A 22,902-nucleotide genomic window follows, 5' to 3' on the forward strand; every position below is an offset into this window, starting at 1 on the left:
TGCCCGGAGTAAAGAATCTGCCTACCCCTATTGCATCTGTAGAAAGTGGAACTTGGTAAGCCCTATGTCATCTGCATAAGCAGTAGGATGACTGCAAAGTCAAACGATGTGGCAGAGGGTATGGGATATGAGAAAAAGCGAAAGCCGTTACCCTGAAAAGGGACAGGAAAACAGAAAACACTGTATAACTGGACGGATACTGTCGTCTTTATAGACAATGATAGGCTCGAAAGAGCGCCTACTTCTCATGGGTCTTCAACACGAAAATAAATTTGTGGCTATCTTCTAACGAAAAGGAACGTGCTGTTATGAATACCTCTCTACGAGCGTCGGCGCACGTCTCGCATAAAGATTGGTACTCTATTGATTGGAGTATTATACAAAAATATGTAACGAAGTTACGACAAAGAATTTATCGTGCCGAACAACAAAAACAACGAAGGAAAGTAAGGAAACTTCAACGTTTACTCCTCCGGAGTAAAGCAAATCTACTGCTTTCTATTCGCAGAGTAACACAACAAAATAACGGTAAGCGTACACCTGGTGTAGATGGCTACACGGCCTCAAAACCAAACGAACGTATAAAATTTTATCAACAGCTAGTTAAATGCAATGTCTTTCGACATCGTCCAAAGCCAGCCAAAAGAAAGTTTATTCCGAAGAAAAATGGAAAAATGAGACCTCTCGGTATCCCCACGATACGAGATCGAGTCTATCAAAACGTAGTAAAAAACGCACTCGAACCTCAATGGGAGGTTAAGTTTGAGCCTACTTCCTACGGTTTTCGCCCTAAACGAAGCACACATGATGCGATAAGTAATCTTTTTAATAAGCTCAACACGAATAGTAAGAAAAAATGGGTGTTTGAGGGAGACTTTCTAGGATGCTTTGACCATCTTAATCATAAGTGGATAACGAAACAGACGTCTATATTTCCAGGAAACACTCTCATTAAAAGATGGCTTGAAATGGGATACATAGAACATGATATGCTTCGGACGACAACAGAAGGAACTCCTCAAGGTGGTTTGGTGTCTCCCCTTCTAGCTAATATCGCCTTATGCGGTATGGAAGAAGAAATTGGTATTGTCTATAAAAAGACATACAAACCAAATGGAGGATACGCAATCGACCCAAAATGTAAGATAGGACGTGTTCTCTATGCCGATGACTTTGTCATCGTAACGGAAACAAAGGAACAAGCTAAAAACATGTATGGGAAACTCACTCCTTACTTACAAAAGCGAGGAATTAATCTTAGTCAAGAGAAAACTAGAGTTACACACATTGATGACGGGTTTGATTTTCTGGGCTTTTCGCTGCGTCAATACAAGACAGGACAAGGAAAAAAATTATTTATTAAACCTAGCAGAGACAGCATTAAAAAAGCGAAAAGTAAGATAAAAGATACGTTCATAGTGATGAGAGGACGACCAATAAAAGAACTGATACGTGTTTTAAACCCAATTATTCGTGGTTACGGACAATATTGGAAACATGTTGTTTCGAAAAAGACGTTTGGATACATGGATAGTTACTTATTCCTCAAAATTAAAAAACACCTTAAACGACTACATCAAAAGAAGTCGTGGAAGTGGATTACCAAACGTTATTTTAAAAAATCCAACCACGGTGGAAATGACAAATGGACTCTCACATGTCCACTTACTAATATTCAGTTGTTAAAGATGTCCTGGATTAAGATAGAACGACATGTCATGGTAGCCTATAAAAACAGCCCGGATGATCCTAGTCTAAGAGATTATTGGGAAAAGCGAGACCGTAAGGTCTTTAACAGTGAAAATACATTCGATAGGATGAAACTCGCAAGAAAACAAGGATATCGTTGTGCATTGTGTCAGCAGACTCTACAAAATGGAGAGAAAGTTACAGTGCGAAACCTAGAGGTTTCTACAGGTAAATTGGCTAAATTAGTACATGTACCATGTATTAAATAAGTTGTTCGGATAAAAAGAAGGCTTGAGCCGTATGACGGGAAATCTGTCACGTACGGTTCTTAGGGGGGCGGGCGCTTGTGAGGGTGCCTGCCTACCCGACTTAACTGTCTTTACATATTGTATACATCCTAAAAACAGAAAAAGACTACCTCTTCCGAGTCAAAAGAAGTAGTCTTTTTCTGTTACGTAATTAGGTTTCATGAGTGATGCCTCACTGCCTCTTGAAAAGTTTACTCAGGGCATAAAAACTTATTCATACCATCAATTTCCATTCCTCAATAAAAAAATCGAAGAATAACATGGGAAAAGGTATTACAGTGATAAAGCTATTCTAAAGATATTGCACTTATAGCAACATCATTAAGAATGGGGGCATCAATCACTCATGTAGTATCAAAAGATAATCACGCTCAAAAATTTTTAGCAAAAGCAAGAACACACCTACGCTGCTTAAAGGTTCTAATTATATGAAAGATTTACAATAAATCCTTCAGGATATCAATTTGTAAAATAGCATATATAAAACAAAGTAAAGCCCATTCTTTATAAGAGTGGGCTTTACTTTGTTTTAAAAAAGAGTATCGATAATTGATGTTACGCTAAATAGGTAATAAGTAACTATTATAGATTATTTTTACATGGTAATTAATTATAAAGTTGGATACATCATCCATAATTAAGTGTTATCATAACATTTGTACGTATACTACTATAGGAGTGATGAGTTTGAAACGTGTTGTAGGTGTACTTTCTACTGCTCTTTTAGCTGGAACCATGATTTTCGGTGTATCAAATACGGCGGTCCAGGCAGATTCTTCTTCTCAGCCTTATAAAGTTGTAATACCGAGTGAATTGGACAAAAGTCCTAAAACAATTGGATTTAATGACAAAGCAGAATTTAAAGCGTACTTAAAGGCGCATCCAGTGGCTCCAAATCTTTCGAAATCTCTACAATCTTCATCGCAAATTTATTCTACTTTTTATTATGATACGGATTTACAGGGGGCTCGTTTTACTGTGAACTCGAGTAGAGATCCCGTTATTCTTGCTAATTTTGGGGGATCAAGCAATGATGCGGTTTCATCTGTACTTACGCATCCATTTGGAGACTATACAACGATTTATGAACATAGCAATGCACAAGGACGCGCACTTGCTATTGCGAATAATGGGAAGTATCTGAATTTGACAACGGTTAGTATGGGCGATGGAGCAAGAACATGGAATGATCAAGCATCTTCTGCAATTGTAAAAGCAAATTAATCTAATAAACAGGCAGACAATTCATTTGTCTGTCTTTTATATGTAAGTATCAATTATAATTGTTGAAACCCTGCGATTAAAACACATCTATCAACTTAAAAGTACTTTTATACAAGGTACGGTCGTTCCATATAGTTTTTATAGATGGTCTGGTCTATGGAAAAGGAGGGAATTTAGTATGAACAAGCTGTTAACTTTGACAATAGCTTCAGAAATGTTTCTTTTGCTATCCTTTATGTCCATTTACTTAACAACCAGAAAGACGAAAAAAAGTATTCTCTTGATACCCTTGCTCATTATCGGAGGTGCGCCACTTCTCTATCTAGCCATAGATGATATGAACAGCCATTATATGGATGCCAATATCGGATTGGGCTTGGCTTTTATGTTTACCTGGATATATAGTGCAATTGCTTTTGTCATCGCCATCATTCTCATAGTAAAAAGGAAAAGAAATAATAATAATTCAAAAGAACAGTAATCTTGGTTCTGGTGTAAGAAATTCAATATAAATGGAGGAATATAAATGAAACACCTTGTTGTATATGCCCACCCACATCCAGAAAGTTTTAATCATTCTATAATGGAAACCATTGTTCAAGCCTTAGAGAACAATGGTCATGAGGTTGTTGTGAGAGACTTGTATGCATTGGATTTTCAGCCTGTACTGAAACCTGAAGATACGGACGCTATGAAATCTGGCCATATCCCAGATGATATTAAAACGGAACAAGAATTCATTACACAATCAGATGTAATAACATTTATATATCCAATTTGGTGGGCTGGTCTTCCTGCCATTATCAAAGGTTATGTAGATCGTGTATTTTCTTATGGTTATGCGTATGCTTATGGTGAGGAAGGAATTATTCAGTTACTCAAAGGCAAGAAAGGTTTGATAATTAATACTCACGGTGCTCCAAAAGAGATGTATGACAAAATTGGAATGACAGCTGGGTTAAAAATTACGTCAGATGTTGAAATATTTGAGTTTACAGGGATTGAACCTATAGATCATTTATTGTTTGGAAATGTCTCAGAACACCTTGAAGATTCCGAGCTGAAGGAAATGCTAAAACAAATTGAAGAGACGATCAATTCTATTTTTTAGAAGAATAAAAAATGACTACAAATAAAAAGAAAGCCTTGTTTTATTTTAAGGCTCTCTTTTTTATTTACTACTGATAATTTACATTATGTTAACTTTCTGGTATGTACACTTTAGTAATTACTGATAGACGTTTAATTTTAGAAGTTCTTCTAAGTAATTAGATAATGATTTTAAATGGTTTCCAACGTAAGCACCTGTTTTTAATTCAATAATTTCTGTTGCAGGCACCATTGATAATTGCGCTGCTGAAACGATTTTATCAGGATGATTATTTATAAGACTATTCAATCCACTTGATACAGATTCTATATATTCTTCTTTCTTACCTTCCATAACAAGATTGAATGTGTTTTCTAAGAGATAAGATTCAACTTGAATGTTTTTCTTCTGTTTAGTTGCAAAGTTAATTAGTTGATTCATTGTTCCTTCTACGGTGTTTGGATTAGTGAAGACTAAAATTTGGGGTTCACCTTTCTCACAGATTGAATGAAATAAAGGGTCATCAATTTTAATAATAGGAATTGAGTATGCAAGTTTATCTTGTTCGATATTAGCTGTAAAAAAGGTACATGTAACCAAAATAGCGTCTACGTGACAACTTGATATCCATTCTAACGTATCTTTAATTTTCTTTTGTGCTGCTTCTTTTGTAAAGTTAGAATCCATTTTAATACGATCTAAGCCAGGATCTACGAAATGAATTAATTCAATGTTGTAGGGTTTTAGAGCTTTTTCAATATGTTCAATATTAGAGTGATGAGCATGGAAACAACCTAATCTTTTTTTCATTAAATAACCACCTTAAGGATTTTAAATAACACAAATTAAATTTAACACAAAATGGTATTTTTATATTGTTTAATTACAAGAATCTTACCAGTAAATGCTGTGATTTTGGTTCTTATAATCCGTTTTATGTAAACTAGCGATATATATCTTATACATAATATTTAAAAGTAAAATAAGACGTTTTATGTTAAAATATAACTAAATTTACTTTTTTTATTAGTGGTGGTGAAAGAGATGGATAATCGAAGCTTAGGATTACTTCTAGTAAGTACAGGAACAATCTTTTTAACTTTAACTTTAACATTACATATAGATGGATTATTATATGGTGTTATCTTAGGTAGCAGCATATTATTAAATGTATTAGGTTCAGGTATTCTTATGAAATTTATAGCTGACCAAAAGCTTGCTAACTTGTAAAGATCTTATAAATCAAGGTGTTTTTTATTTGTCTCACTATAGGAAAGAAATTCAGTATAAGAAGCCCAATCTCAAAAAGTGAGCTTCTTATACTGGTTACTTAAAAGTAATAATACCGATTTTTACTAATTTCCTTGCATTACTTGGGCTATTTCAGTAAAGATCACGCTTAAACCATGTGCACCGGCGTCTGGATAACCCAAACTTCTTTCTCCAACCGTACCGGCGCGCCCCATACGTGCAACAATCTGTTCCGTTGATTTTGCTCCTTCTACAGCAGCTTCTGCTGCTTTGACAAGAGCATGTTTAAAACTTTCATCTTTAGCAGCACTTGACGTTAACGTATCTGCATAAGGTACTAAGGCATCAATTAAAGTTTTATCTCCCACAACGGCTCCACGTCCAAAAGAACGTTCTCCTGTTACTTGAATTCCTTTTACAGATGCTTGGATCATTTCAGCAAATTCCGTTAAAGTGAGTTCTGTTTTAGATCGGGCGTTCTTTCCAGCTGCGCGGAATGCTGATCCCCAAATAGGACCTGATGCCCCACCACAATGCTCCATGATGACTATGGAACAAGCCTCTAAGAAGTTGCCAATATCATTTGATTTATTTTCTAGAATTTCGTTCCATTCAGCTTTCAACTGTTTGAACCCTTTAGCGACACTCATTCCAAAGTCCCCATCACCGGCATGGGAATCCAATTCACAGAATGGTATTTCATTTCGAATAATACATTCACTCATTTGGTCAACCATGAAAATAATATTATTTAACGTCAATAGATTTCCCTTCACTACGGAATATTCTTTATTAGTTTGCACCTCATAAGAGACTTTGTTGAACTCTGCGGCACCCACGATTTCATCATAAGTGACAGATGGTACTTCACCACTGATTTTTAGCGCAGGAGTATCGCACTCTTCACATAGGAGACTCTTTAAGTGCTCATTTAATTTCATAATTGAAATAGAAGCACCGGCCATATCGATGGCTGTCATGTAGTTTCCGACAAACGTTCTTGCAATCGTTACGTTTCTACGTGACAATTCACGAATGACAGAATGATTTAATAAATATAGTTCTTGAAGAGGTGTGCTTCCAAATCCATTAATTAGAACAGCCACTTCTCTATTTCCATCTTCTATCCCTACTTCTTTTAATAATGACGTTACCGTGCGCTCTGCAAGTTCGTCTGCTGAAATAATTTTTTCACGACGGATACCAGGTTCTCCATGAATGCCAACGCCAAACTCCATCTCATCTTCTGCAATCTCGAAAGTAGGAGTTCCTTTAGCAGGAACTGTGCAGGAAGTTAGTCCAAAGCCAATGCTTTTAACATTCGCAATAGCATTTTCTGCTGCCTCTTTCACTTTTGGTAGATCATATCCGCGTTCTGCTGCAGCACCTGCTATTTTATGGACAAGAACAGTACCAGCCACTCCACGTCTTCCAACGGTATATAAACTGTCCTGTACAGCAATATCATCATCTACTTTTACATAATCCACTTGAATTCCATCTTCTTCTGCTAGATAAGCAGCATTCTTGAAATTCATCATGTCACCACTGTAGTTCTTAATTACTAGTAAAGTTCCCTTATCGCTGGCTGTTTCTTTAATAGCTTGATAAATCTGTATTTGAGAAGGTGAGGCAAATACATCACCACAAACTGCTGCATCTAACATACCCTTCCCAACATATCCAGCGTGAGCAGGTTCATGTCCACTGCCGCCCCCACTAATTATACTTACTTTACTTTTATTAATTTGCTCTTTTTTAATGACTTTATATTTTTCAATTAAATTTAGTTCAGGATGTGCTAGAACCATTCCTTTACACATCTCAAGTACAACATCTTCTGGTTTATTAATAATTTTTTTCATCTTATATTAACCTCTTCTTATAATCATTTCCAATTTGATCTGCTGCAAGGATAGCTGCAGCTACTGACTCTGGAGTAACAGGGAATGGCATAGAATAGATAGATTCCTCTGGAATACAAGCTTTATTGGCTACTTCTATTAACTCTTCTTGTGTAATTTGTTCCACTCCAATATCAGCAAGACAAACTGGGAGTCCTACTGCTAAACAGAAATCTAACACTTCTTCTATTTCCTCAGTTGGCGCATTTTCCAATACCAATTGTGCTAATGTACCAAAAGCTACTTTTTCACCATGGAAGTAGTGGTGTGCACTTTCTAAAAGAGTAAGTCCATCATGAATCGCATGTGCTCCAGCTAATCCACCACTTTCAAATCCTAATCCTGATAATAAGATATTGGCTTCAATAATGTTTTCTAAGGATGGAGTAACAACATTATGATCGCTTGCAGCTTTTGCTTTAACTCCATCCTCTAATAGAGTGTTGTAACAATGTTTTGCTAAAACTAATGCTGCATTTGTACCTTTCGCTGGTGAACATAAGTCCTCACGTACTCCACAAGGTAATCCAGCATTTACATTAGAGAAAGAACGTGCTGTTGCTCTTGCTTCGAAATAAGTGGATAACGCATCCCCCATACCAGATACTAAGAATCTAGTAGGTGCATTAGCAATGACTGTTGTATCAATTAATACAACACTTGGGCTTTGCTTAAAGTATGCGTAATCATCAAAAGCACCCTCTGGTGTATATATAACTGCGGAATGACTTGTAGGTGCGTCTGTAGCAGCGATTGTTGGGACGATAATTAATCCCTCTCCCTCTGCCACACATTTTGCTGTATCAATTGCCTTACCACCACCTAAACCAATTGTACAATCACAGTTGTTTTCTTTTGCTATTTCCTGCAATCTAGAAATTTCTGGTCTTGAACATTCGCCATTGAATCCGCCTTCAAAAAATGTAATACCATATTTTTCTGCTGTTGCATCTAATTTGTCTTGTACACGTTTAATATCTTCAGGATGTGCTATTAAAAGTGCAGAAGTACCAAATGTTTTCACGAAATAACCTAGGTTTAAAATCTCATTTTCACCTTGAATGTATTTTGAAGGACTAATAAATGCTTTTCTCATAAGTAAAACCTCCTAATTGACTTTGTAATCCCTTACAATTGGAATTTTACTATCTTTTGTCCAAGATTACATTAGTCTTAAATGACGAGTTTTCACAACCTTTTATCGTATTTTTTTGCTCTCTTCATTTAATATGGTATTATTATGACATTATTTCAGGTGAAAATACTACCAAGTTCATGTTGAGCAGAGATGACCTTTATCGCTAAAAACTCTTTTATTTCATGAACTAAGGAATAAAGAAAAAGTATTCTCAAATAGTTGATTTAAACTACCACAAGGTAAGTAAGGGAGATAAAAACATCATTGAAAACTACTTACATGAATTTAGATAAAATACTAGATTTAAAAAAGTGGCGAAATCTTCAAGATTCGCTTGCGCTTGTTACAAAATTAGCGATTGTCACAGTTAACTATAAAGGAGTGCCCATTTCTCAACACAGTGGTGTACGTCCATTTTGTGAGGCTATGCGTAAAAATCCTGATACAGCAAAACTTTGTGAAAAATGTGATGCGAGGGGAGGGTTAGAGGCAGTCAGAACCAATGCTCCTTATATCTATTTATGCCACTGGAATATTATTGATATTGCCATTCCCATTATAATTGATGATAAATATGTAGGTGCCATCATGGCGGGAGAAGTGAAAATTAAGGATGGTGAAAAACATCCTCCCTTGGAACAAATGCTTACTGTTCCATCTAAGGGATTTGAACAGAATTTAAATAATGAGGAAATACAGCGTCTATATGATTCTATTCCTACTCTCTCCTATACAGAAATTAACGACGCTGCTCAAATGTTATATAGGCTTTGTAACTACATTGTAGAGGAAGCGATGAATAAAAACTTGATTTTAGAAGTATATGAAAAGATGGCTCCAGTAAAAGAGGACCTCTCTACTGAAGATATTTCTTACGGTTATTCTCTAGATAATATTCAAAGTATAAAAAAGGAACTAGCCAATACGGTTACTAATGCTTATGTAAAAACGTCTATTAACGATCATTTAGTTTGTAAAAACAAAGTATTACAGCCAGCCTTTGACTACATTTATAAACATAAAAGGGAAAAAATATCTCAACAAAAGATGGCTGATTTATGTCACATTAGTACAGGTTATTTCAGCCGTATATTTGTCAAAGAAACGGGTATGAATTTTTCTGTTTTTATTTCGCTCAAAAAAATAGAATGGTCCAAACAATTATTAGAAAAAACGGATTTGTCTATCGCTCAGATTAGCGATGAATTGGGTTTTAACGATCCTGGGTATTACATCAAGATATTTAAAAAATATGAAAATATAACTCCTAACGTCTATCGGAAATACTGTCAAGAAAAGTTATAAAATTTTTGGTTCTGGTGCAAAAACTTCAAGAAAATTGCAAGTAATCTCAAAAACTTGGACATACTGATACTAGTACTCTAAAAAAAGGACAGACTCTTCAAAAGAAGAAGTCCGTCCAAAATCAAAAAGAATTCATCCATCAACTGTTTGGACTAGTTGCTTAAGACCAGGGTCACTAGAAATCTTTTGCTTTTTTATATTTTCTTCAAGTATTTGCATCAGAACCGAAATATTTATATATACAAAAAGAATCCTTTGCCCATATTTAAGCAAAGGATTTTTAAATTTGTTGGAATAGGGGGAATACATTATTAGTGTAGCCAGATTTGTAGATTCATATACATATATCTTTAAAAATAAATGTTGTGATTGACTCTTTTCTTAAAAATAACTTTATTTAAGTGCTGTTGTTAGTTAAGTAAACACTAGAGTATTTATTGTATTATAAATGTTTCATTATTTACTCTAACTGACGACAAATACAACGTCTGTCGTTACTAACTATAAATAGTAAAACTAGTTCAGTAATATAAAATTTATTGCCACACGAACTAATAAAATTGGCTGCCTATAAGGTAACATCACCTATTGTTACTTATTTAATTTAACTTATATAAAAGTAGAAGTATAAACCTTACTTTTTATAAATATAAGATATTTTTTTATCTAGTTTGTAGAAAACTTTCTCCTTTACAACTAAATGTGTTTACTGTATGATTACACAATAGGAACATTCGTTCGATATCGAGAGTTTAGAGATGAATAAAGGAACAACGGAACAAACCAAGAAAGTTAAACACAAAATTTTCTAGCACGGAGCAAAAACATATGGGCCAACTCTTATTATTTATCGAAATACCTTATCGTTTATTGTAAACGTAATAACAATCGGAGGCTTCAAATTATGAATGATAAACAAGCAGCACTAGATATGGCTCTAAAACAAATTGAAAAACAATTCGGTACAGGATCAATTATTAGGATGGGGGAAGGCACACATACAAAAGTTGAGGCCTCTAGCTCAGGATCATTAGCTTTAGATATAGCTCTTGGAATTAATGGTTATCCCAAAGGAAGAATTATGGAAGTGTACGGACCCGAAAGTTCAGGTAAAACAACAGTTTCCTTACACGCAATTGCAGAAGTACAAAAAAATGGAGGTCGAGCTGCCTTTATTGATGCTGAGCACGCACTTGATCCAATTTACGCAAGAAAACTAGGTGTAGATATCGATGAGTTACTGTTATCGCAACCAGATACTGGTGAACAGGCACTTGAAATTGCTGAAGCATTAGTTAGAAGTGGTGCTGTCGATATAATTGTTGTTGACTCAGTAGCAGCATTAGTTCCACAAAAAGAAATTGAAGGTGAAATGGGAGATTCTCACGTAGGTCTACAAGCTCGTTTGATGTCTCAAGCTCTTCGTAAACTATCTGGAGCAATCAATAAGTCTAAAACCATTGCTATCTTCATCAACCAAATCAGGGAGAAGGTAGGCGTTATGTTTGGAAATCCGGAAACGACGCCAGGTGGAAGAGCACTAAAATTCTATTCTTCCGTTCGTCTTGAAGTTCGCCGCGCTGAACAACTTAAACTAGGAAATGACATAGTTGGTAATAAAACAAGAATTAAAGTAGTCAAAAATAAGATGGCACCTCCTTTCCGCATTGCTGAAGTAGATATTATGTATGGAGAAGGTATCTCGAAAGAAGGGGAAATCTTAGATATTGGTTCTGAAGTAGATATTGTTCAAAAGTCCGGATCTTGGTTTTCATATAATGAGGAGCGTTTAGGACAGGGACGAGAAAACGCTAAGGTTTTCTTAAAAGAAAACCCTGAAATCAGAGAAGAAATTAGAAAAAGCATTATTGATTTCAAATATAATAATAATATTAACAATAGCGAAAACGAAAACCAATAAAAGCACAAAACACCTTTCTCACTACTTGAACTGCACCCAATTGTTAGATATAGAAGCTCTAATGATTGGGGTGTTTTTATGTCAAGGCTATTGATTTGGGCCTAAATAAGCGCAACTCATATAGAGAAACAGAATAAATCTTCTTGTAATTCATTGGCATATTTACAACGCATCTTTTTCTATATTTCCTATGATAAATATAGAAATTTATTAATAGACGGATTATAAACAAGTTAATTATTTATAATAAATTGAATCATTGTTATTTAGAATTCCTCTTCTTTCCACATCAATCCAATTTTTTATTTTCACTGCAGAACCTTTTTCGGATATTGCTCGGTTGTTTTCCAGTCACTATGGACAAGCTCTTTTTGAATTAAGAAGATATCTGCTCCCTACTATAAACCACATCAAAATGACGAAAATAATGAGGCGTAATCCTGTCAGTCCGTTTTTTCACAAAAGGTAACTCTGTTCATTCAATAATACGTACTATCTAGCATCAACGAAATGATTTTGTGGAAATCCCCTTTTATCTCCCTTACTTTTGTTCTTATATTCATTAAAGAGAAACTTTGCATAGAACCTCTCTTTTCACGAATTAAGTCTTCTTATTCATACTTCTTTCTGTTATTAAGATAGTTTCTTCTATTCTAAATTTATGTCTATATTCATATGTATATAGACAGCAAAGAGTCTCTAACTACTACTAATGATAGCCATCAAAATTTTAAAATCATAAAAGGTATTAATTAAGCCTCAAATATTTCTATGATTAAGTATGTATTTAACTTTATTCTATATATAGAATACTTTTTTATTTTATATATAAGTAAAAATATAATCTTATTTTCTATAAATATAAAATAGCTTTTATATTACTTATAGAAAAACCCACAATTTGTCGTCAATAAGTGTAAATGGTAAAACTAATGATTTTTATAAAATGTTTTATAATTTACTTATATGATAAAGTTAGTTTTATATAGGTTGCAAATAAATTGAATAAGTTATATTTCTAATCACTACATCAGGTTAAACTAAAAATGCTGAGTGATTTAACAATTTCCATTATAATCCTTCCATGCAGCCTTTCTTCCTAACCGTATGATACTGAAATATCTTCCTCCATCTAAAATGTAATATATTACTAATGAAAACAATAAAAAGCATATTGTACACTTAATGGGTATGTAAGTAATATTTTATGGAGGTTTTAAATTGAAAGCTACTGGCATCGTTAGGAAAATTGACAACTTGGGAAGAGTAGTCTTACCCATTGAACTAAGGAGAACATTAAATATTAAGAATGACGAACCTGTTGAAATTTTTGTAGATAATGAGAACATTGTGTTGAAAAAATATTCACCCAATTTAGCCTGTAAAGTGACAGGTGAAGTTTCCGAAGATAATCTAATCTTGGCAAAAGGAAAAGTAATTCTAAGCCGTGAGGGAGTAAAGCAACTGCTTAGAGAGTTAGAAGTAAAGTTATAACTCAAATATGAAGAATGAGAGCAGACTCTTTTCGACTTTTATACCTTGTCTTTTAATTAAAATGTCTGTCCAATCTGCATAAAGACAGCACCTAATTATTTAGGTGCTGTCTTTATGCAAAAAGGATTTCTAAGTCTTCAATCAACTAACTTTATATTACCGGAAACTGATATAAGCAAGCTATAACTTTGTTATGATGTCTGACACAAATAATCTAATGTTATTTTTCTTTTTTTAGTTAACATAAAACGGATTCTAGGTAGTAAAACTCACTTAAAAAGGTTCTTTATTATACATATCGAGATCTTTAAACTCTTTAAACTTATTTCTAAAATTAGTAGATATTTCTTCATCCTTACTCAAAAGTAATACTAAAGATGAGTCCCACAAAACCAATTCTGTTATTGCTTTTGGATGCTGAATAGTTGGCTTTTCAACCCAGAAATTTGGATTTCCATCAGCATAAGGTTCTTCCTTAAGCATATCTAAATCTATATGTTCGTTCTTATTGAAGGCAGAAAAAACTCCCCATGCAAAATATATTTCCTCTTTATTGGCGAGCTCTGTGAGTTTTTCACCTGTAATCCAATAAGTACTTTCTCTCGTCCCATTAGTGTAAATTCTATAATCAATAAAGTGATCAAGATACTTGTCTGGTAAAGATCCATCTAAATCTGTTAACAACCAATTGTATTTCTTCTGAAGAGTGTTAAAAGAACTTAGTATTTCTTTTAACTCGTAAAAGTCCTCTAAAATAGTATTCATTCATTTCTTCTCCAAGCTTTTTAATTTTATTTTAACATTTCTCTAAACGAATTCTTTGTATACCATATACAAACGTAGTTCACATAATGTGCGTTCTAGGCACAAAGATAAGTAACACCTTGCTATAAGGCGTTACTTATGGTAAGTGACAAAAAAGTCGTTTGGAAAATAATAAAGTTGTTAAAAAACGCGGATTATTCTATTCAACAATCGGGCCATATAAAGAAATAAAGATTATTGAACTAACTGGCAGGGTAATAAAATGCTTTTGGAGAAATATGATTTGGTAAAGTATCACTAAAAAGGAAGGATGATTCTACATGATAGGAATAGAGAGTAAAAAACAGGAAATTTTAAAAGCTTACCAGTTCAGACATGCTTGCAAGGAATTTGATACCAACAAAAAGATTTCGGATGAAGATTTTCGCTTTATTTTGGAGACAGGTAGATTGTCTCCAAGTTCAGTTGGTTTAGAGCCGTGGAAGTTTGTCGTGATCCAGGATGCAGCGCTTCGTGAAAAATTAAAACCTGTATCCGGCGGTGCCCAGGGACAACTTCCTACTGCCAGCCATTTTGTAGCTATATTGGCCAGAGGAAAAGAAGGCTTAAGACATGATTCCGTTCACGTAATCAAAATGATGAAAGACATTCATCATATGCCTGAAGAAGTTGTACAAAATCTTTCCGGTTTCTACAAATCCTTCGTCGAGACAGAACTCGAAGATAATGACCGTCTCATTTTTGAATGGGCAAGCAAACAAACGTATATAGCATTAGGAAACATGATGACAGCTGCGGCTCAGATCGGTATTGATTCCTGTCCAATAGAAGGTTTTGATAAAAAGCAGGTAACCACTATTTTGCAAAATGAGGGTATCATTGAAGGCAACGATTTCGGTGTAGCCTGTATGGTCGCTTTCGGATATCGGAAAGCGAATCCGAAACGTCCAAAAACAAGGCAAAATCTTGATGAAATTGTTGAGTGGCGATAAAACTGTAGATGATGCTTCTCAACATCAGGGGGCATGTTCAGAAGGCATGTCTCTTTTAATGTTATTTTAAAATAAGTTGAAAAATATCCATAAAATAGAAATTAGAACAGAGGGCGAAAATATCCTACGCATTTTAAAGATACGCATCTAAATCGTGTTTAATAAATTGTTCCTTATTATATATATGCCTTAAAGGCTATAAGACCAGGCTTAAGCCTGCTTTTTCTTTTATTCATGAAACAAAATGTTTCAAATTTTAAACATAAACGTTTCATAAGTTATGAAATATTAGAGAACACCATGTTCATTTTTTTGAACCTAATGTTCTCTAAATATAAACATACATGTTCACTTCTACTTAACATAATTCATGTTACAGGAAGTAATTATTTTAAGTATTACTATATTTTAGGGATCAAAAAAACCAGCTATATAAAACAGCTGGTTTTTTCGGTTAATGAAAACCCTCTACAAGGGTACTATCATTATAACATAAAAAATGTAATCATGACCTATTTATTTACCATTATTTTCTCAAGTTCATCTAACATTTGATTAGCTGCAATTACACCGCCAGCAGTATTCCAAACTGCATCACTAACTTTATGCACATTTCCAGCTTTAGAAACTTTTAAATTTTTCCAAAGTGGATCCTTAGTCCATTCTTTTTCCATCGTTACACCTTCATTTTCACCTTTGGGAGCATATGTAAAGTAGAACATAATATCTCCATCCATTTTAGGTATAACTTCTTTTCCAACATCTACAGCAAGATTACCTAGTTTACTATTATCTTTGAACATTTTTTCTTGCTCCGGAGTACGTTTAAATCCTAATTGTTTAAAAATTACACCTGAGAAAGAATCAGTATAATAGATACGAGCTGTTCCTGGCATAAAGCGAACAACAGATACTTCTTGATTCACTTTATCACCAAGCTTTTCTTTAACATCATTAACATGTTGATCAAAGTCAGCTAATACTTCTTTTCCTTTTGCTTCTTTGTTTGTAGCCTTAGCATATAATTCAAAGTTTTCTTTCCAATCTCCTCTTAATGTCTCTGAGAAGACAGTTGGTGCAATTTGACTTAATTGATCGTAAACAGCTTCTTGACGCATTTTATTCCCGATAATTAAATCCGGTTTTAATGCTGCAATCTTTTCAATACTTACTTCACTTTCTGTACCGACAACTTGAACACCCTTCATATCATCTTTAATATGATCATACCAAGGATCACCTAACCAAGATTGCACTGCCCCAACAGGTTTGACACCCATTGCTAGCAAAGCCTCTGTCCCTTCATTTGTTAAAACGACAACACGCTTAGGTGTTTTAGGAATCTCTGTTTTTCCCATTGCATGCTTAACTGTGTAAGCTTTTTCTCCCTTTGAATCTGATCCTGACTCTTCCTTTGAAGCTCCATTACTGCCACAAGCAGCCATGAAAACTAAAAAGAGAGCAGTTACCAAAGCAAGTGCAGCTTTTGAATATGTACGCATATTTTATCCCCCAGTAAATATGATAATGATTTTCATTCTTACTTATAATGCTACATTCCTACACAAACTGTCAATAAGATTATGAAATAATTTATAGTTTTAATAGAATTGCCTATAGCTTAACGAAATTGATCAAGTGGATTCCTCTGTTTTTAAGCTGTATAAGATATACAAAGCTATTTAACATAATGAGTATCATAGGAAATCGTTTCATAAATTTTTTATTTCCTTCATATATTTAACCCATATAAATTCATCTAGAGAGGAGGAAACTAATATGAGAACAAAACAAATGCGGTTACGGAGAATCCAACATCTGGCTCATGAAATTATGGATAAAATGAATAAAGATAATGAATACACAGACTGCTCTACATCAAAAATAGTCATAGATAACCTCTCACGAGCACTAGGTAACTTAGCAGATCCATTCGGCAACTATTCACTTGAATATCTAGAAGAAAAGGTAGAGAAAGCACATTACTTATTATTTAAAAATGAAAAAAAGCTAAAAATAAAATAATTATGAATGAAAACGATTATTATTATCAATACTATTAATAAATAAGGGTAACCATCTTCCTTATGGTTACTCTTATTTATTAAGCTTCTGGTATAAATGTTTTACAATCTGTATCCTCACTATTCGATGCTTGTTTGCCTTTGTGGCTGACAACGTAAATCTCGTCTGCCGTACATTTGTTTCCAGGATGCCAATACTTACAGGTATTTACCTCACACAATACACCAGTTGCCATAATATTTACCTCCCTTCAAATCTCATATAATTTGTTTATTAGAAATTATTTCTACTTACCCAACAAAAAACCTTTTTAATATAAGAGCTTTATTTATATAAATGAATACCCTGTTGTCTTTTGAGCAAACTACTCAAGATGTTGCGAGGCATCAACTCCGGGTTTATTAATGCAAACAGAAAAACTCCTAAACAGGTCACAGGAGTTTTTCTATTTTTAAGCTGTATATCGTATACGTGTTTAGTTAACATAAGGAAGTCTTTCTTATTACCTTTCTTGGAAAATACTATATTTTTTAAGAAGGCTGTCGAAGTTTTTACATATCTTTTAAAAATGATAATGATATTCATTTTCAATTGTGCTATTCTATTTTAGAACTTATATTTTGTATATTGGAGGAAACAACATGTTTATTGAGGTTTTAAGACAAAACAAGAAGGTCTCTATACTTTTAGCTGTATTACGTGTGTATCTTGGATATACATGGTTAATGGCTGGCTGGGGGAAAATAACAGGTGGACAGTTTGATGCTTCTGGTTTCTTGAAAGGAGCATTAGCCCAAGCAGCAGGGGATCATCCAGCAGTTCAAGGATGGTGGGTGGTTTTTTTAGAAAACCTAGCCATTCCTCATGTAGAACTATTTAATACATTAGTACCTTGGGGAGAATTGCTAGTCGGAATAGGTTTATTGATCGGTTGCTTTACTAAAACCGCCGTATTCTTTGGCCTTGTTATGAATTTTTCTTATTTGTTTAGTGGTTCAACAAGTACCAATGTACAACTTGTTTTATTATCTATGTTTATCCTTATTTCGGCTTTAAATGCAGGTAGATATGGAGTGGATGGTCTGTTGATGTCATCTCTTAAAGACAAACTATTTGTTAATAAAACGAAAGCAATGAAAGATGTCGCTTAGTTTCTTAGGCAAATTCAAAAGATCGCTGTATAGGCGATCTTTTTTGTCATTGCTCTGAGATTTTTGGGCATAAGAGATGTACTAGCTGGTTATTTAGTGAGTGTTTTCTGGCTTACAATTATTATTTGGCTTTATCAGCGATACCAGAAAAACGTTATAAAGGAGCTCAATGACCATCAATGATGAAATAGATCGGTTTTTAAGGGATATAAATTACCTTCAGAAGGATATTTAGAAATGAAAAACATATGGATATTGAGTCTTGTAAGCTTCTTTACAGATATGGGCACCTATATGGTGACTCCCTTAATCCCCATTCTACTTGCTTCATCAGGGCCTTTTATTATTGGAGTTATTGATGGATTATCAGAAAGCTTAGCAAGTGTTTTAAAATTTTTCTCCGGTCGACGTTCTGATCTTGTGAAAAATAGAAAAGGTCTTGCAATATTTGGGTATGGTTTATTCGGATTAGGAAGGGTATTTTTAATCATTTCTAGTTCTTGGATCGGTGCCTTTATATGGAAACTTATAGATCGTACTGGAAAAGGTATTCGAACGGCTCCAAGAGATGCACTTATATCTGAGTCTGGAGGGAAGAAAAGCCAAGGAAAAGTTTTTGGGTTCCATCAAATGATGGATATGCTAGGTGCTTCTATTGGAATCGGAATTGCTTATTTAATATTACAAGCAAATGGAAATCAAAGTTTTAATGAGGTTTTTCTCTACTCTTTAATCCCAGTAATTATTGGTTGGATACTACTATGGAGGGTAAAAGAAAATATGAATCGATATCAAAGGAAGTTCCAACAGACCAATACCTAAACTTGATTGGAAACTTTTAAATCCAAAAGTAAAAAAATTAATCCTAATTGTATTTCTTTTCACCATTGTTAATTCATCAAATTCGTTTCTTTTACTAAGAGCAACAGATTTAGGAGTCTCTACTGAGAATGTTTTATTATTATATCTACTCTTTCATCTTACTGTATCTTCTTTTTCATATATTTCTGGAGTGTTTTCAGACCGATTTGGTCGAAGAGGTGTACTGACTGTTGGTTATGTGTTATACGGAGTTGTATATATGGGTTTTGCGGAAGTAAATACAACAATTGGTCTAATTATTCTCTTTATCTTTTATGGGCTGTATTCAGCTTTTACTAAAGGCGTTGAAAAAGCGCTGGTAACTGATTTAGCCAATCCAGAAAATAAAGGAACCGCACTTGGATTCTATGCTATGATTACAGGAATTGGTCTATTTCCGGCCTCATTGCTTACGGGGTGGTTATGGCAAATATTTGGTGCTGAAATTTCATTCTTTATAAACGGGATCATCGCTATTATTGCATCTATTTTGTTATTTGGAATGCTCTCTTCCTAGGTTTTGTTTATTTTGGATATAAATTTACATCGTTTAAATATACAGGGGAGATATAAGTTTTATGAAACCCTACTAAGTCATTTAATAAGGTAATATAAGAAACGTTCAATAAACCTTATAGGTGAAGGTTCATTGAACGTTCTTATATTTCTAGAAATTTCATTATAGTAACTAAATCTGTATATTGTGCCGATAAAAAAAGAGGGATAAAAACAACTCTATTTTTCTTATCTGCAGCACAACATTTAAGAGAACAGAACTTACTTGTCGCTCGTATAGGTTTGTATTTTTTTCTACAGATTTTACACTTTTTAATTGAATGTTTAATATAGGCATGGCCTTTACATGATTGAGAGCAGTATTTTGCATTCTTATTATAGCTTTTAAACTCGGAATTACATATCTGACAAATAAATTGAGCCAAGATTAAATTCACTCCTATCGTGTTATGTACCTAAAAGCTGAACTACATAACTTTTTTAATGGGAATTTATTTATTTTTTCCTTTAAATTTTGTTTGACAAGTTATTATATTCTAACGATAATTAAGAAGTCAATGATAATGATTTTCATTACTATATAGGAGTGTTAGGCATGATAAAACAAATCTTCATTAGTTTAATAGTTGTAGGGCTGATAGTCATTTCCGGAACTACTACTAATTCCTTTGCAAAAGAAAATAATTCCAAAGAAACAGCAAAGGAATCTATTCAATATATAGATAAGGCTATTTCCGATATGAAAAAGGAAGATTTAGACGGAGCTAATCAATCGTTTCAGTTATTTAAACAAGAATGGACGCAAATGAAGGCAGGCATTCAAAAAGATTCTTTATATGCTCATGGTAAAATTGAAAGAGAAATAGCTGCCATATCTATAGCCCTATTAAATGAAGATAAACAAAAGGCTGAAGAATCTCTAGAATCACTTAAGAGTTTCTTAAATCAATATAGCAAGGGCCAATTGACAGCTAAACCACAATCAGATAAAGAAATAAGTCTAGCGTCATATGTAAAACTTTTAGAAAACACTAAAAAAACTTTAGAAATCAAAGATGTAGCAAAAGGAAAGGCTCAAGTACAAGAGTTAACATCCCAATGGCTAAGTGTAGAAGGGAATGTGGTAGGGAAATCTCAGGCTGTCTACAATAATTCAGAAAGAAGATTAGTAGAGTTGGATTCATCTTTAAGTAATCCTAAAGAGGTTAACAAAAGTATTGAAATTATAGATAAAATGATTATCGATTTAAAACCATTAGTTAACACCTCGTATAGCATGTGGGATGCGGCTCTTATTCCAATTAGAGAGGGAGTCGAAGCTTTATTAGTTATTGGAGCGCTTCTGACAATTACCAAAAAAGGGCCTTCAAATAAAGGAAACCGTTGGGTTTGGGGAGGAGCTTCATTAGGTATTCTTTGCAGTCTAGTCATTGGTTTTTTAGTTACTTATGTTTTAAACTCTGCCACTTTCGGACAAAACAATTTCCTAATCAATGGTTTTTCCGGAGTAGTTGCCAGCCTCATGCTTTTATATGTTAGCTATTGGCTACACAGCAACTCAAATGTTGAAAAATGGAACAAGTTTATCAATGGAAAAACAGCCCAAGCCCTTAGCAATGGAAAGATGTTTTCATTCGCAATACTAGCATTTTTAGCAATTTTAAGAGAAGGGATTGAAACAGTTCTCTTTTTAATTGGTATGGCTAGTCAAATGCCTTCCTCACAATTAATTTTGGGAGTAGCAATTGGTTTTGGAGTTCTGATTGCTATTGGAATTTTCATGTTGAAGATTGGTATCAAATTGCCATTAAAACCATTTTTCTTTATTTCTAGTATTATCGTGTTTTATATGTGTCTCAAATTTATGGGGTCAGGTGTACATAGTTTGCAGTTATCAGGAATAGTTCCTTCATTAAGTACAAACGTCATTCCAACCATTGATGTGTTAAGTATATATCCTTCTTGGTATAGTACACTGCCACAACTTCTTATAATTGGATTTGCCTTATCAATACTTATAGTTCAGAAAAAGAAACAAAACAATAAAAACAATACAAATCAAAAAAACCAGGGGGTTATTTGATATGTTCCTATCAAAAAAAATTACTTACACTGCACTTACTCTATCTTTACTAACTGTACCAGCTTTAGGTGCATGCAGTAATTCGACAACTTCTAGTGCTCAGAATGATACGAAACAAACAGCTAGTCAAGAGAAGGAAAGCAAACAAGATACTTTAAAAAATAATGTAAAGAAGATGCAAACTACGCTTAACAACCTGCAGAGTGGTTTAGAAAAACAGGATCAAAAACAAATTAAGAAATATGGGAAAGAGCTCTATAATCAGTGGTTATCCTATGAGAATAACATTCGTGAGAAATACCCACTTTTATACACAGATACAGAAAAATATATCCTTCCATTATCTACTGAAATAGAAAAAAGCTCAATTGACCAGAAAAAGGTGCAAGAACTAAGTGTTCAGCTAGATCGTTCGTTGGAAAATCTAAAAAATGCGAAAGAAACAGCGACAAAAACATCAGAAGCATTGAAAAAAGCTGTTAATAATTACAAAACATATGTAAATGACCAAACAGAACAGTTAGTAAAAACGACTACTACTTTTACAAATGCTGTGAATGCAGGTGATCTAGAGAAGGCGAAAACTTCTTATGCAGAAGCTCGTGTATATTATGAACGTATTGAACCAATTGCTGAAAGTTTTGGTGACCTAGATCCAAAAATTGATGCCCGTGAAGGTGACGTTGATAATTCAGAATGGGGAGGATTCCATCGCATTGAAAAAGCAATTTGGAAAGACTCTTCTTTAGAAGGAATGAACCAATATGCAACTCAACTAAATAAGGATGTACAGGATCTACAGCAAAGAGTAAAAGAAGTTAAATTAGAACCTACACAAGTAGTCGCTGGTTCAATGGAACTATTAAATGAAGCTGCTATTTCCAAAGTGACAGGGGAAGAGGAAAGATATTCTCATATTGATTTAGTAGATTTAGCTTCAAATGTGGAAGGTTCTCTAGCTGTTTATCATGCTGTTTTACCAATTCTAAATGAAAAAAGTCCAGGTCTTTCAGAGCAATTAGATAAAGAATTTACTCAACTAACAGCTACCTTAGGGAAATATCAAAAGGATGGAACGTATCTCCCATATACAGAGTTAACCAAGGGTCAGATTCGAGAATTAAGTCAACAGTTAAATACCTTATCAGAATCCATGGCCCAAACAGCTGAGATATTTCAATAAAA

21 protein-coding genes are annotated in these 22,902 nt (G+C 33.9%); 15 read left to right on the forward strand and 6 right to left on the reverse strand.

Features of this window, described 5'->3' with window-relative positions; genetic code table 11:
* Positions 1 to 308: 308 nt before the first annotated feature.
* The 4 genes from ltrA to ACLHDF_RS24505 all read left to right on the forward strand — a co-directional run bounded on the left by ltrA (position 309) and on the right by ACLHDF_RS24505 (position 4,332).
* On the forward strand, positions 309 to 1,958 hold the full coding sequence (gene ltrA, locus ACLHDF_RS24490) for a group II intron reverse transcriptase/maturase (protein ID WP_413921181.1): 1,650 nt from the start codon (positions 309 to 311) through the stop codon (positions 1,956 to 1,958).
* 726 nt (positions 1,959 to 2,684) lie between these two features.
* Positions 2,685 to 3,221, forward strand: a complete 537-nt coding sequence (locus tag ACLHDF_RS24495) for a hypothetical protein (protein ID WP_413921182.1) — start codon at positions 2,685 to 2,687, stop codon at positions 3,219 to 3,221.
* Positions 3,222 to 3,399: 178 nt separating this feature from the next.
* On the forward strand, positions 3,400 to 3,702 hold the full coding sequence (locus tag ACLHDF_RS24500; RefSeq protein ID WP_413921183.1) for a hypothetical protein: 303 nt from the start codon (positions 3,400 to 3,402) through the stop codon (positions 3,700 to 3,702).
* A 45-nt stretch (positions 3,703 to 3,747) separates the two neighbouring features.
* Positions 3,748 to 4,332 (forward strand): NAD(P)H-dependent oxidoreductase, encoded by a 585-nt coding sequence (locus ACLHDF_RS24505; protein ID WP_413921184.1) that lies wholly within the window; start codon positions 3,748 to 3,750, stop codon positions 4,330 to 4,332.
* A 117-nt stretch (positions 4,333 to 4,449) separates the two neighbouring features.
* Here the strand turns inward: ACLHDF_RS24505 and ACLHDF_RS24510 are convergent, their stop codons facing one another.
* Positions 4,450 to 5,121 (reverse strand): hypothetical protein, encoded by a 672-nt coding sequence (locus ACLHDF_RS24510; RefSeq protein ID WP_413921185.1) that lies wholly within the window; start codon positions 5,119 to 5,121, stop codon positions 4,450 to 4,452.
* Between the two features lie 234 nt (positions 5,122 to 5,355).
* Between ACLHDF_RS24510 and ACLHDF_RS24515 the strand changes: the two genes are divergently transcribed.
* Entirely contained in the window at positions 5,356 to 5,541 is a 186-nt protein-coding gene (locus ACLHDF_RS24515) for a hypothetical protein (protein ID WP_413921186.1), read from the forward strand.
* 125 nt (positions 5,542 to 5,666) lie between these two features.
* Here ACLHDF_RS24515 and dhaK read toward each other — a convergent pair whose 3' ends face one another.
* Both dhaK and ACLHDF_RS24525 read right to left on the reverse strand, forming a co-directional pair.
* Entirely contained in the window at positions 5,667 to 7,427 is a 1,761-nt protein-coding gene (dhaK, locus tag ACLHDF_RS24520; RefSeq protein ID WP_413921187.1) for a dihydroxyacetone kinase subunit DhaK, read from the reverse strand.
* 1 nt (position 7,428) lies between these two features.
* The gene (locus tag ACLHDF_RS24525) at positions 7,429 to 8,562 is read right to left on the reverse strand and encodes a glycerol dehydrogenase (RefSeq protein ID WP_413921188.1); all 1,134 of its coding nucleotides are present in this window, start codon (positions 8,560 to 8,562) and stop codon (positions 7,429 to 7,431) included.
* 306 nt (positions 8,563 to 8,868) lie between these two features.
* On the opposite strand from ACLHDF_RS24525, the gene ACLHDF_RS24530 reads away from it, so the two are divergent.
* The 3 genes from ACLHDF_RS24530 to ACLHDF_RS24540 all read left to right on the forward strand — a co-directional run bounded on the left by ACLHDF_RS24530 (position 8,869) and on the right by ACLHDF_RS24540 (position 13,324).
* Positions 8,869 to 9,909, forward strand: coding sequence for a PocR ligand-binding domain-containing protein (locus ACLHDF_RS24530; RefSeq protein ID WP_413921189.1), 1,041 nt, complete (start codon positions 8,869 to 8,871; stop codon positions 9,907 to 9,909).
* A gap of 904 nt (positions 9,910 to 10,813) precedes the next feature.
* Positions 10,814 to 11,830 (forward strand): recombinase RecA, encoded by a 1,017-nt coding sequence (gene recA / locus ACLHDF_RS24535; RefSeq protein WP_413921190.1) that lies wholly within the window; start codon positions 10,814 to 10,816, stop codon positions 11,828 to 11,830.
* Between the two features lie 1,221 nt (positions 11,831 to 13,051).
* Positions 13,052 to 13,324, forward strand: a complete 273-nt coding sequence (locus ACLHDF_RS24540; RefSeq protein WP_162213407.1) for an AbrB/MazE/SpoVT family DNA-binding domain-containing protein — start codon at positions 13,052 to 13,054, stop codon at positions 13,322 to 13,324.
* 273 nt (positions 13,325 to 13,597) lie between these two features.
* Here ACLHDF_RS24540 and ACLHDF_RS24545 read toward each other — a convergent pair whose 3' ends face one another.
* Positions 13,598 to 14,089 carry a hypothetical protein gene (locus tag ACLHDF_RS24545; protein WP_413921191.1) on the reverse strand — a complete coding sequence of 164 codons (492 nt, stop codon included), beginning with the start codon at positions 14,087 to 14,089 and terminating at the stop codon, positions 13,598 to 13,600.
* Between the two features lie 320 nt (positions 14,090 to 14,409).
* Here ACLHDF_RS24545 and ACLHDF_RS24550 point away from each other — a divergent pair, with 320 nt between their 5' ends.
* Positions 14,410 to 15,081 (forward strand): NAD(P)H-dependent oxidoreductase, encoded by a 672-nt coding sequence (locus ACLHDF_RS24550; RefSeq protein WP_214986884.1) that lies wholly within the window; start codon positions 14,410 to 14,412, stop codon positions 15,079 to 15,081.
* 512 nt (positions 15,082 to 15,593) lie between these two features.
* On the opposite strand, the gene ACLHDF_RS24555 is transcribed toward ACLHDF_RS24550, so the two are convergent.
* The gene (locus tag ACLHDF_RS24555) at positions 15,594 to 16,583 is read right to left on the reverse strand and encodes an ABC transporter substrate-binding protein (protein WP_413921192.1); all 990 of its coding nucleotides are present in this window, start codon (positions 16,581 to 16,583) and stop codon (positions 15,594 to 15,596) included.
* A 277-nt stretch (positions 16,584 to 16,860) separates the two neighbouring features.
* On the opposite strand from ACLHDF_RS24555, the gene ACLHDF_RS24560 reads away from it, so the two are divergent.
* Positions 16,861 to 17,106 carry a hypothetical protein gene (locus ACLHDF_RS24560; RefSeq protein ID WP_289522852.1) on the forward strand — a complete coding sequence of 82 codons (246 nt, stop codon included), beginning with the start codon at positions 16,861 to 16,863 and terminating at the stop codon, positions 17,104 to 17,106.
* Between the two features lie 79 nt (positions 17,107 to 17,185).
* On the opposite strand, the gene ACLHDF_RS24565 is transcribed toward ACLHDF_RS24560, so the two are convergent.
* Entirely contained in the window at positions 17,186 to 17,341 is a 156-nt protein-coding gene (locus ACLHDF_RS24565; RefSeq protein WP_413921193.1) for a DUF1540 domain-containing protein, read from the reverse strand.
* A 406-nt stretch (positions 17,342 to 17,747) separates the two neighbouring features.
* Between ACLHDF_RS24565 and ACLHDF_RS24570 the strand changes: the two genes are divergently transcribed.
* From ACLHDF_RS24570 to efeO, 5 genes are all read left to right on the forward strand, one after another.
* Positions 17,748 to 18,257 (forward strand): DoxX family protein, encoded by a 510-nt coding sequence (locus ACLHDF_RS24570; protein WP_413921194.1) that lies wholly within the window; start codon positions 17,748 to 17,750, stop codon positions 18,255 to 18,257.
* 237 nt (positions 18,258 to 18,494) lie between these two features.
* A complete protein-coding gene (locus tag ACLHDF_RS24575; RefSeq protein WP_413921195.1) occupies positions 18,495 to 19,079 on the forward strand; it encodes an MFS transporter in 585 nt (194 codons plus the stop codon).
* A gap of 64 nt (positions 19,080 to 19,143) precedes the next feature.
* Entirely contained in the window at positions 19,144 to 19,635 is a 492-nt protein-coding gene (locus tag ACLHDF_RS24580) for an MFS transporter (RefSeq protein WP_413921226.1), read from the forward strand.
* A gap of 594 nt (positions 19,636 to 20,229) precedes the next feature.
* Entirely contained in the window at positions 20,230 to 21,717 is a 1,488-nt protein-coding gene (locus tag ACLHDF_RS24585; RefSeq protein WP_413921196.1) for an FTR1 family iron permease, read from the forward strand.
* A gap of 1 nt (position 21,718) precedes the next feature.
* Positions 21,719 to 22,900, forward strand: coding sequence for an iron uptake system protein EfeO (efeO, locus tag ACLHDF_RS24590; protein WP_413921197.1), 1,182 nt, complete (start codon positions 21,719 to 21,721; stop codon positions 22,898 to 22,900).
* Positions 22,901 to 22,902 lie beyond the last annotated feature (2 nt).

Source organism: Priestia megaterium, from assembly GCF_046599315.1.
Taxonomy (GTDB): domain Bacteria; phylum Bacillota; class Bacilli; order Bacillales; family Bacillaceae_H; genus Priestia; species Priestia megaterium_F.

Excerpts from the sequence above, each read along its gene's own strand:
- ltrA (WP_413921181.1), top strand. The coding sequence starts at position 309 with ATGAATACCTCTCTACGAGCGTCGGCGCACGTCTCGCATAAAGATTGG.
- ACLHDF_RS24500 (WP_413921183.1), top strand. The coding sequence starts at position 3,400 with ATGAACAAGCTGTTAACTTTGACAATAGCTTCAGAAATGTTTCTTTTG.
- ACLHDF_RS24505 (WP_413921184.1), top strand. The coding sequence starts at position 3,748 with ATGAAACACCTTGTTGTATATGCCCACCCACATCCAGAAAGTTTTAAT.
- ACLHDF_RS24510 (WP_413921185.1), bottom strand. The coding sequence starts at position 5,121 with ATGAAAAAAAGATTAGGTTGTTTCCATGCTCATCACTCTAATATTGAA.
- ACLHDF_RS24515 (WP_413921186.1), top strand. The coding sequence starts at position 5,356 with ATGGATAATCGAAGCTTAGGATTACTTCTAGTAAGTACAGGAACAATC.
- dhaK (WP_413921187.1), bottom strand. The coding sequence starts at position 7,427 with ATGAAAAAAATTATTAATAAACCAGAAGATGTTGTACTTGAGATGTGT.
- ACLHDF_RS24525 (WP_413921188.1), bottom strand. The coding sequence starts at position 8,562 with ATGAGAAAAGCATTTATTAGTCCTTCAAAATACATTCAAGGTGAAAAT.
- recA (WP_413921190.1), top strand. The coding sequence starts at position 10,814 with ATGAATGATAAACAAGCAGCACTAGATATGGCTCTAAAACAAATTGAA.
- ACLHDF_RS24545 (WP_413921191.1), bottom strand. The coding sequence starts at position 14,089 with ATGAATACTATTTTAGAGGACTTTTACGAGTTAAAAGAAATACTAAGT.
- ACLHDF_RS24550 (WP_214986884.1), top strand. The coding sequence starts at position 14,410 with ATGATAGGAATAGAGAGTAAAAAACAGGAAATTTTAAAAGCTTACCAG.
- ACLHDF_RS24555 (WP_413921192.1), bottom strand. The coding sequence starts at position 16,583 with ATGCGTACATATTCAAAAGCTGCACTTGCTTTGGTAACTGCTCTCTTT.
- ACLHDF_RS24560 (WP_289522852.1), top strand. The coding sequence starts at position 16,861 with ATGAGAACAAAACAAATGCGGTTACGGAGAATCCAACATCTGGCTCAT.
- ACLHDF_RS24565 (WP_413921193.1), bottom strand. The coding sequence starts at position 17,341 with ATGGCAACTGGTGTATTGTGTGAGGTAAATACCTGTAAGTATTGGCAT.
- ACLHDF_RS24570 (WP_413921194.1), top strand. The coding sequence starts at position 17,748 with ATGTTTATTGAGGTTTTAAGACAAAACAAGAAGGTCTCTATACTTTTA.
- ACLHDF_RS24575 (WP_413921195.1), top strand. The coding sequence starts at position 18,495 with ATGAAAAACATATGGATATTGAGTCTTGTAAGCTTCTTTACAGATATG.
- ACLHDF_RS24585 (WP_413921196.1), top strand. The coding sequence starts at position 20,230 with ATGATAAAACAAATCTTCATTAGTTTAATAGTTGTAGGGCTGATAGTC.
- efeO (WP_413921197.1), top strand. The coding sequence starts at position 21,719 with ATGTTCCTATCAAAAAAAATTACTTACACTGCACTTACTCTATCTTTA.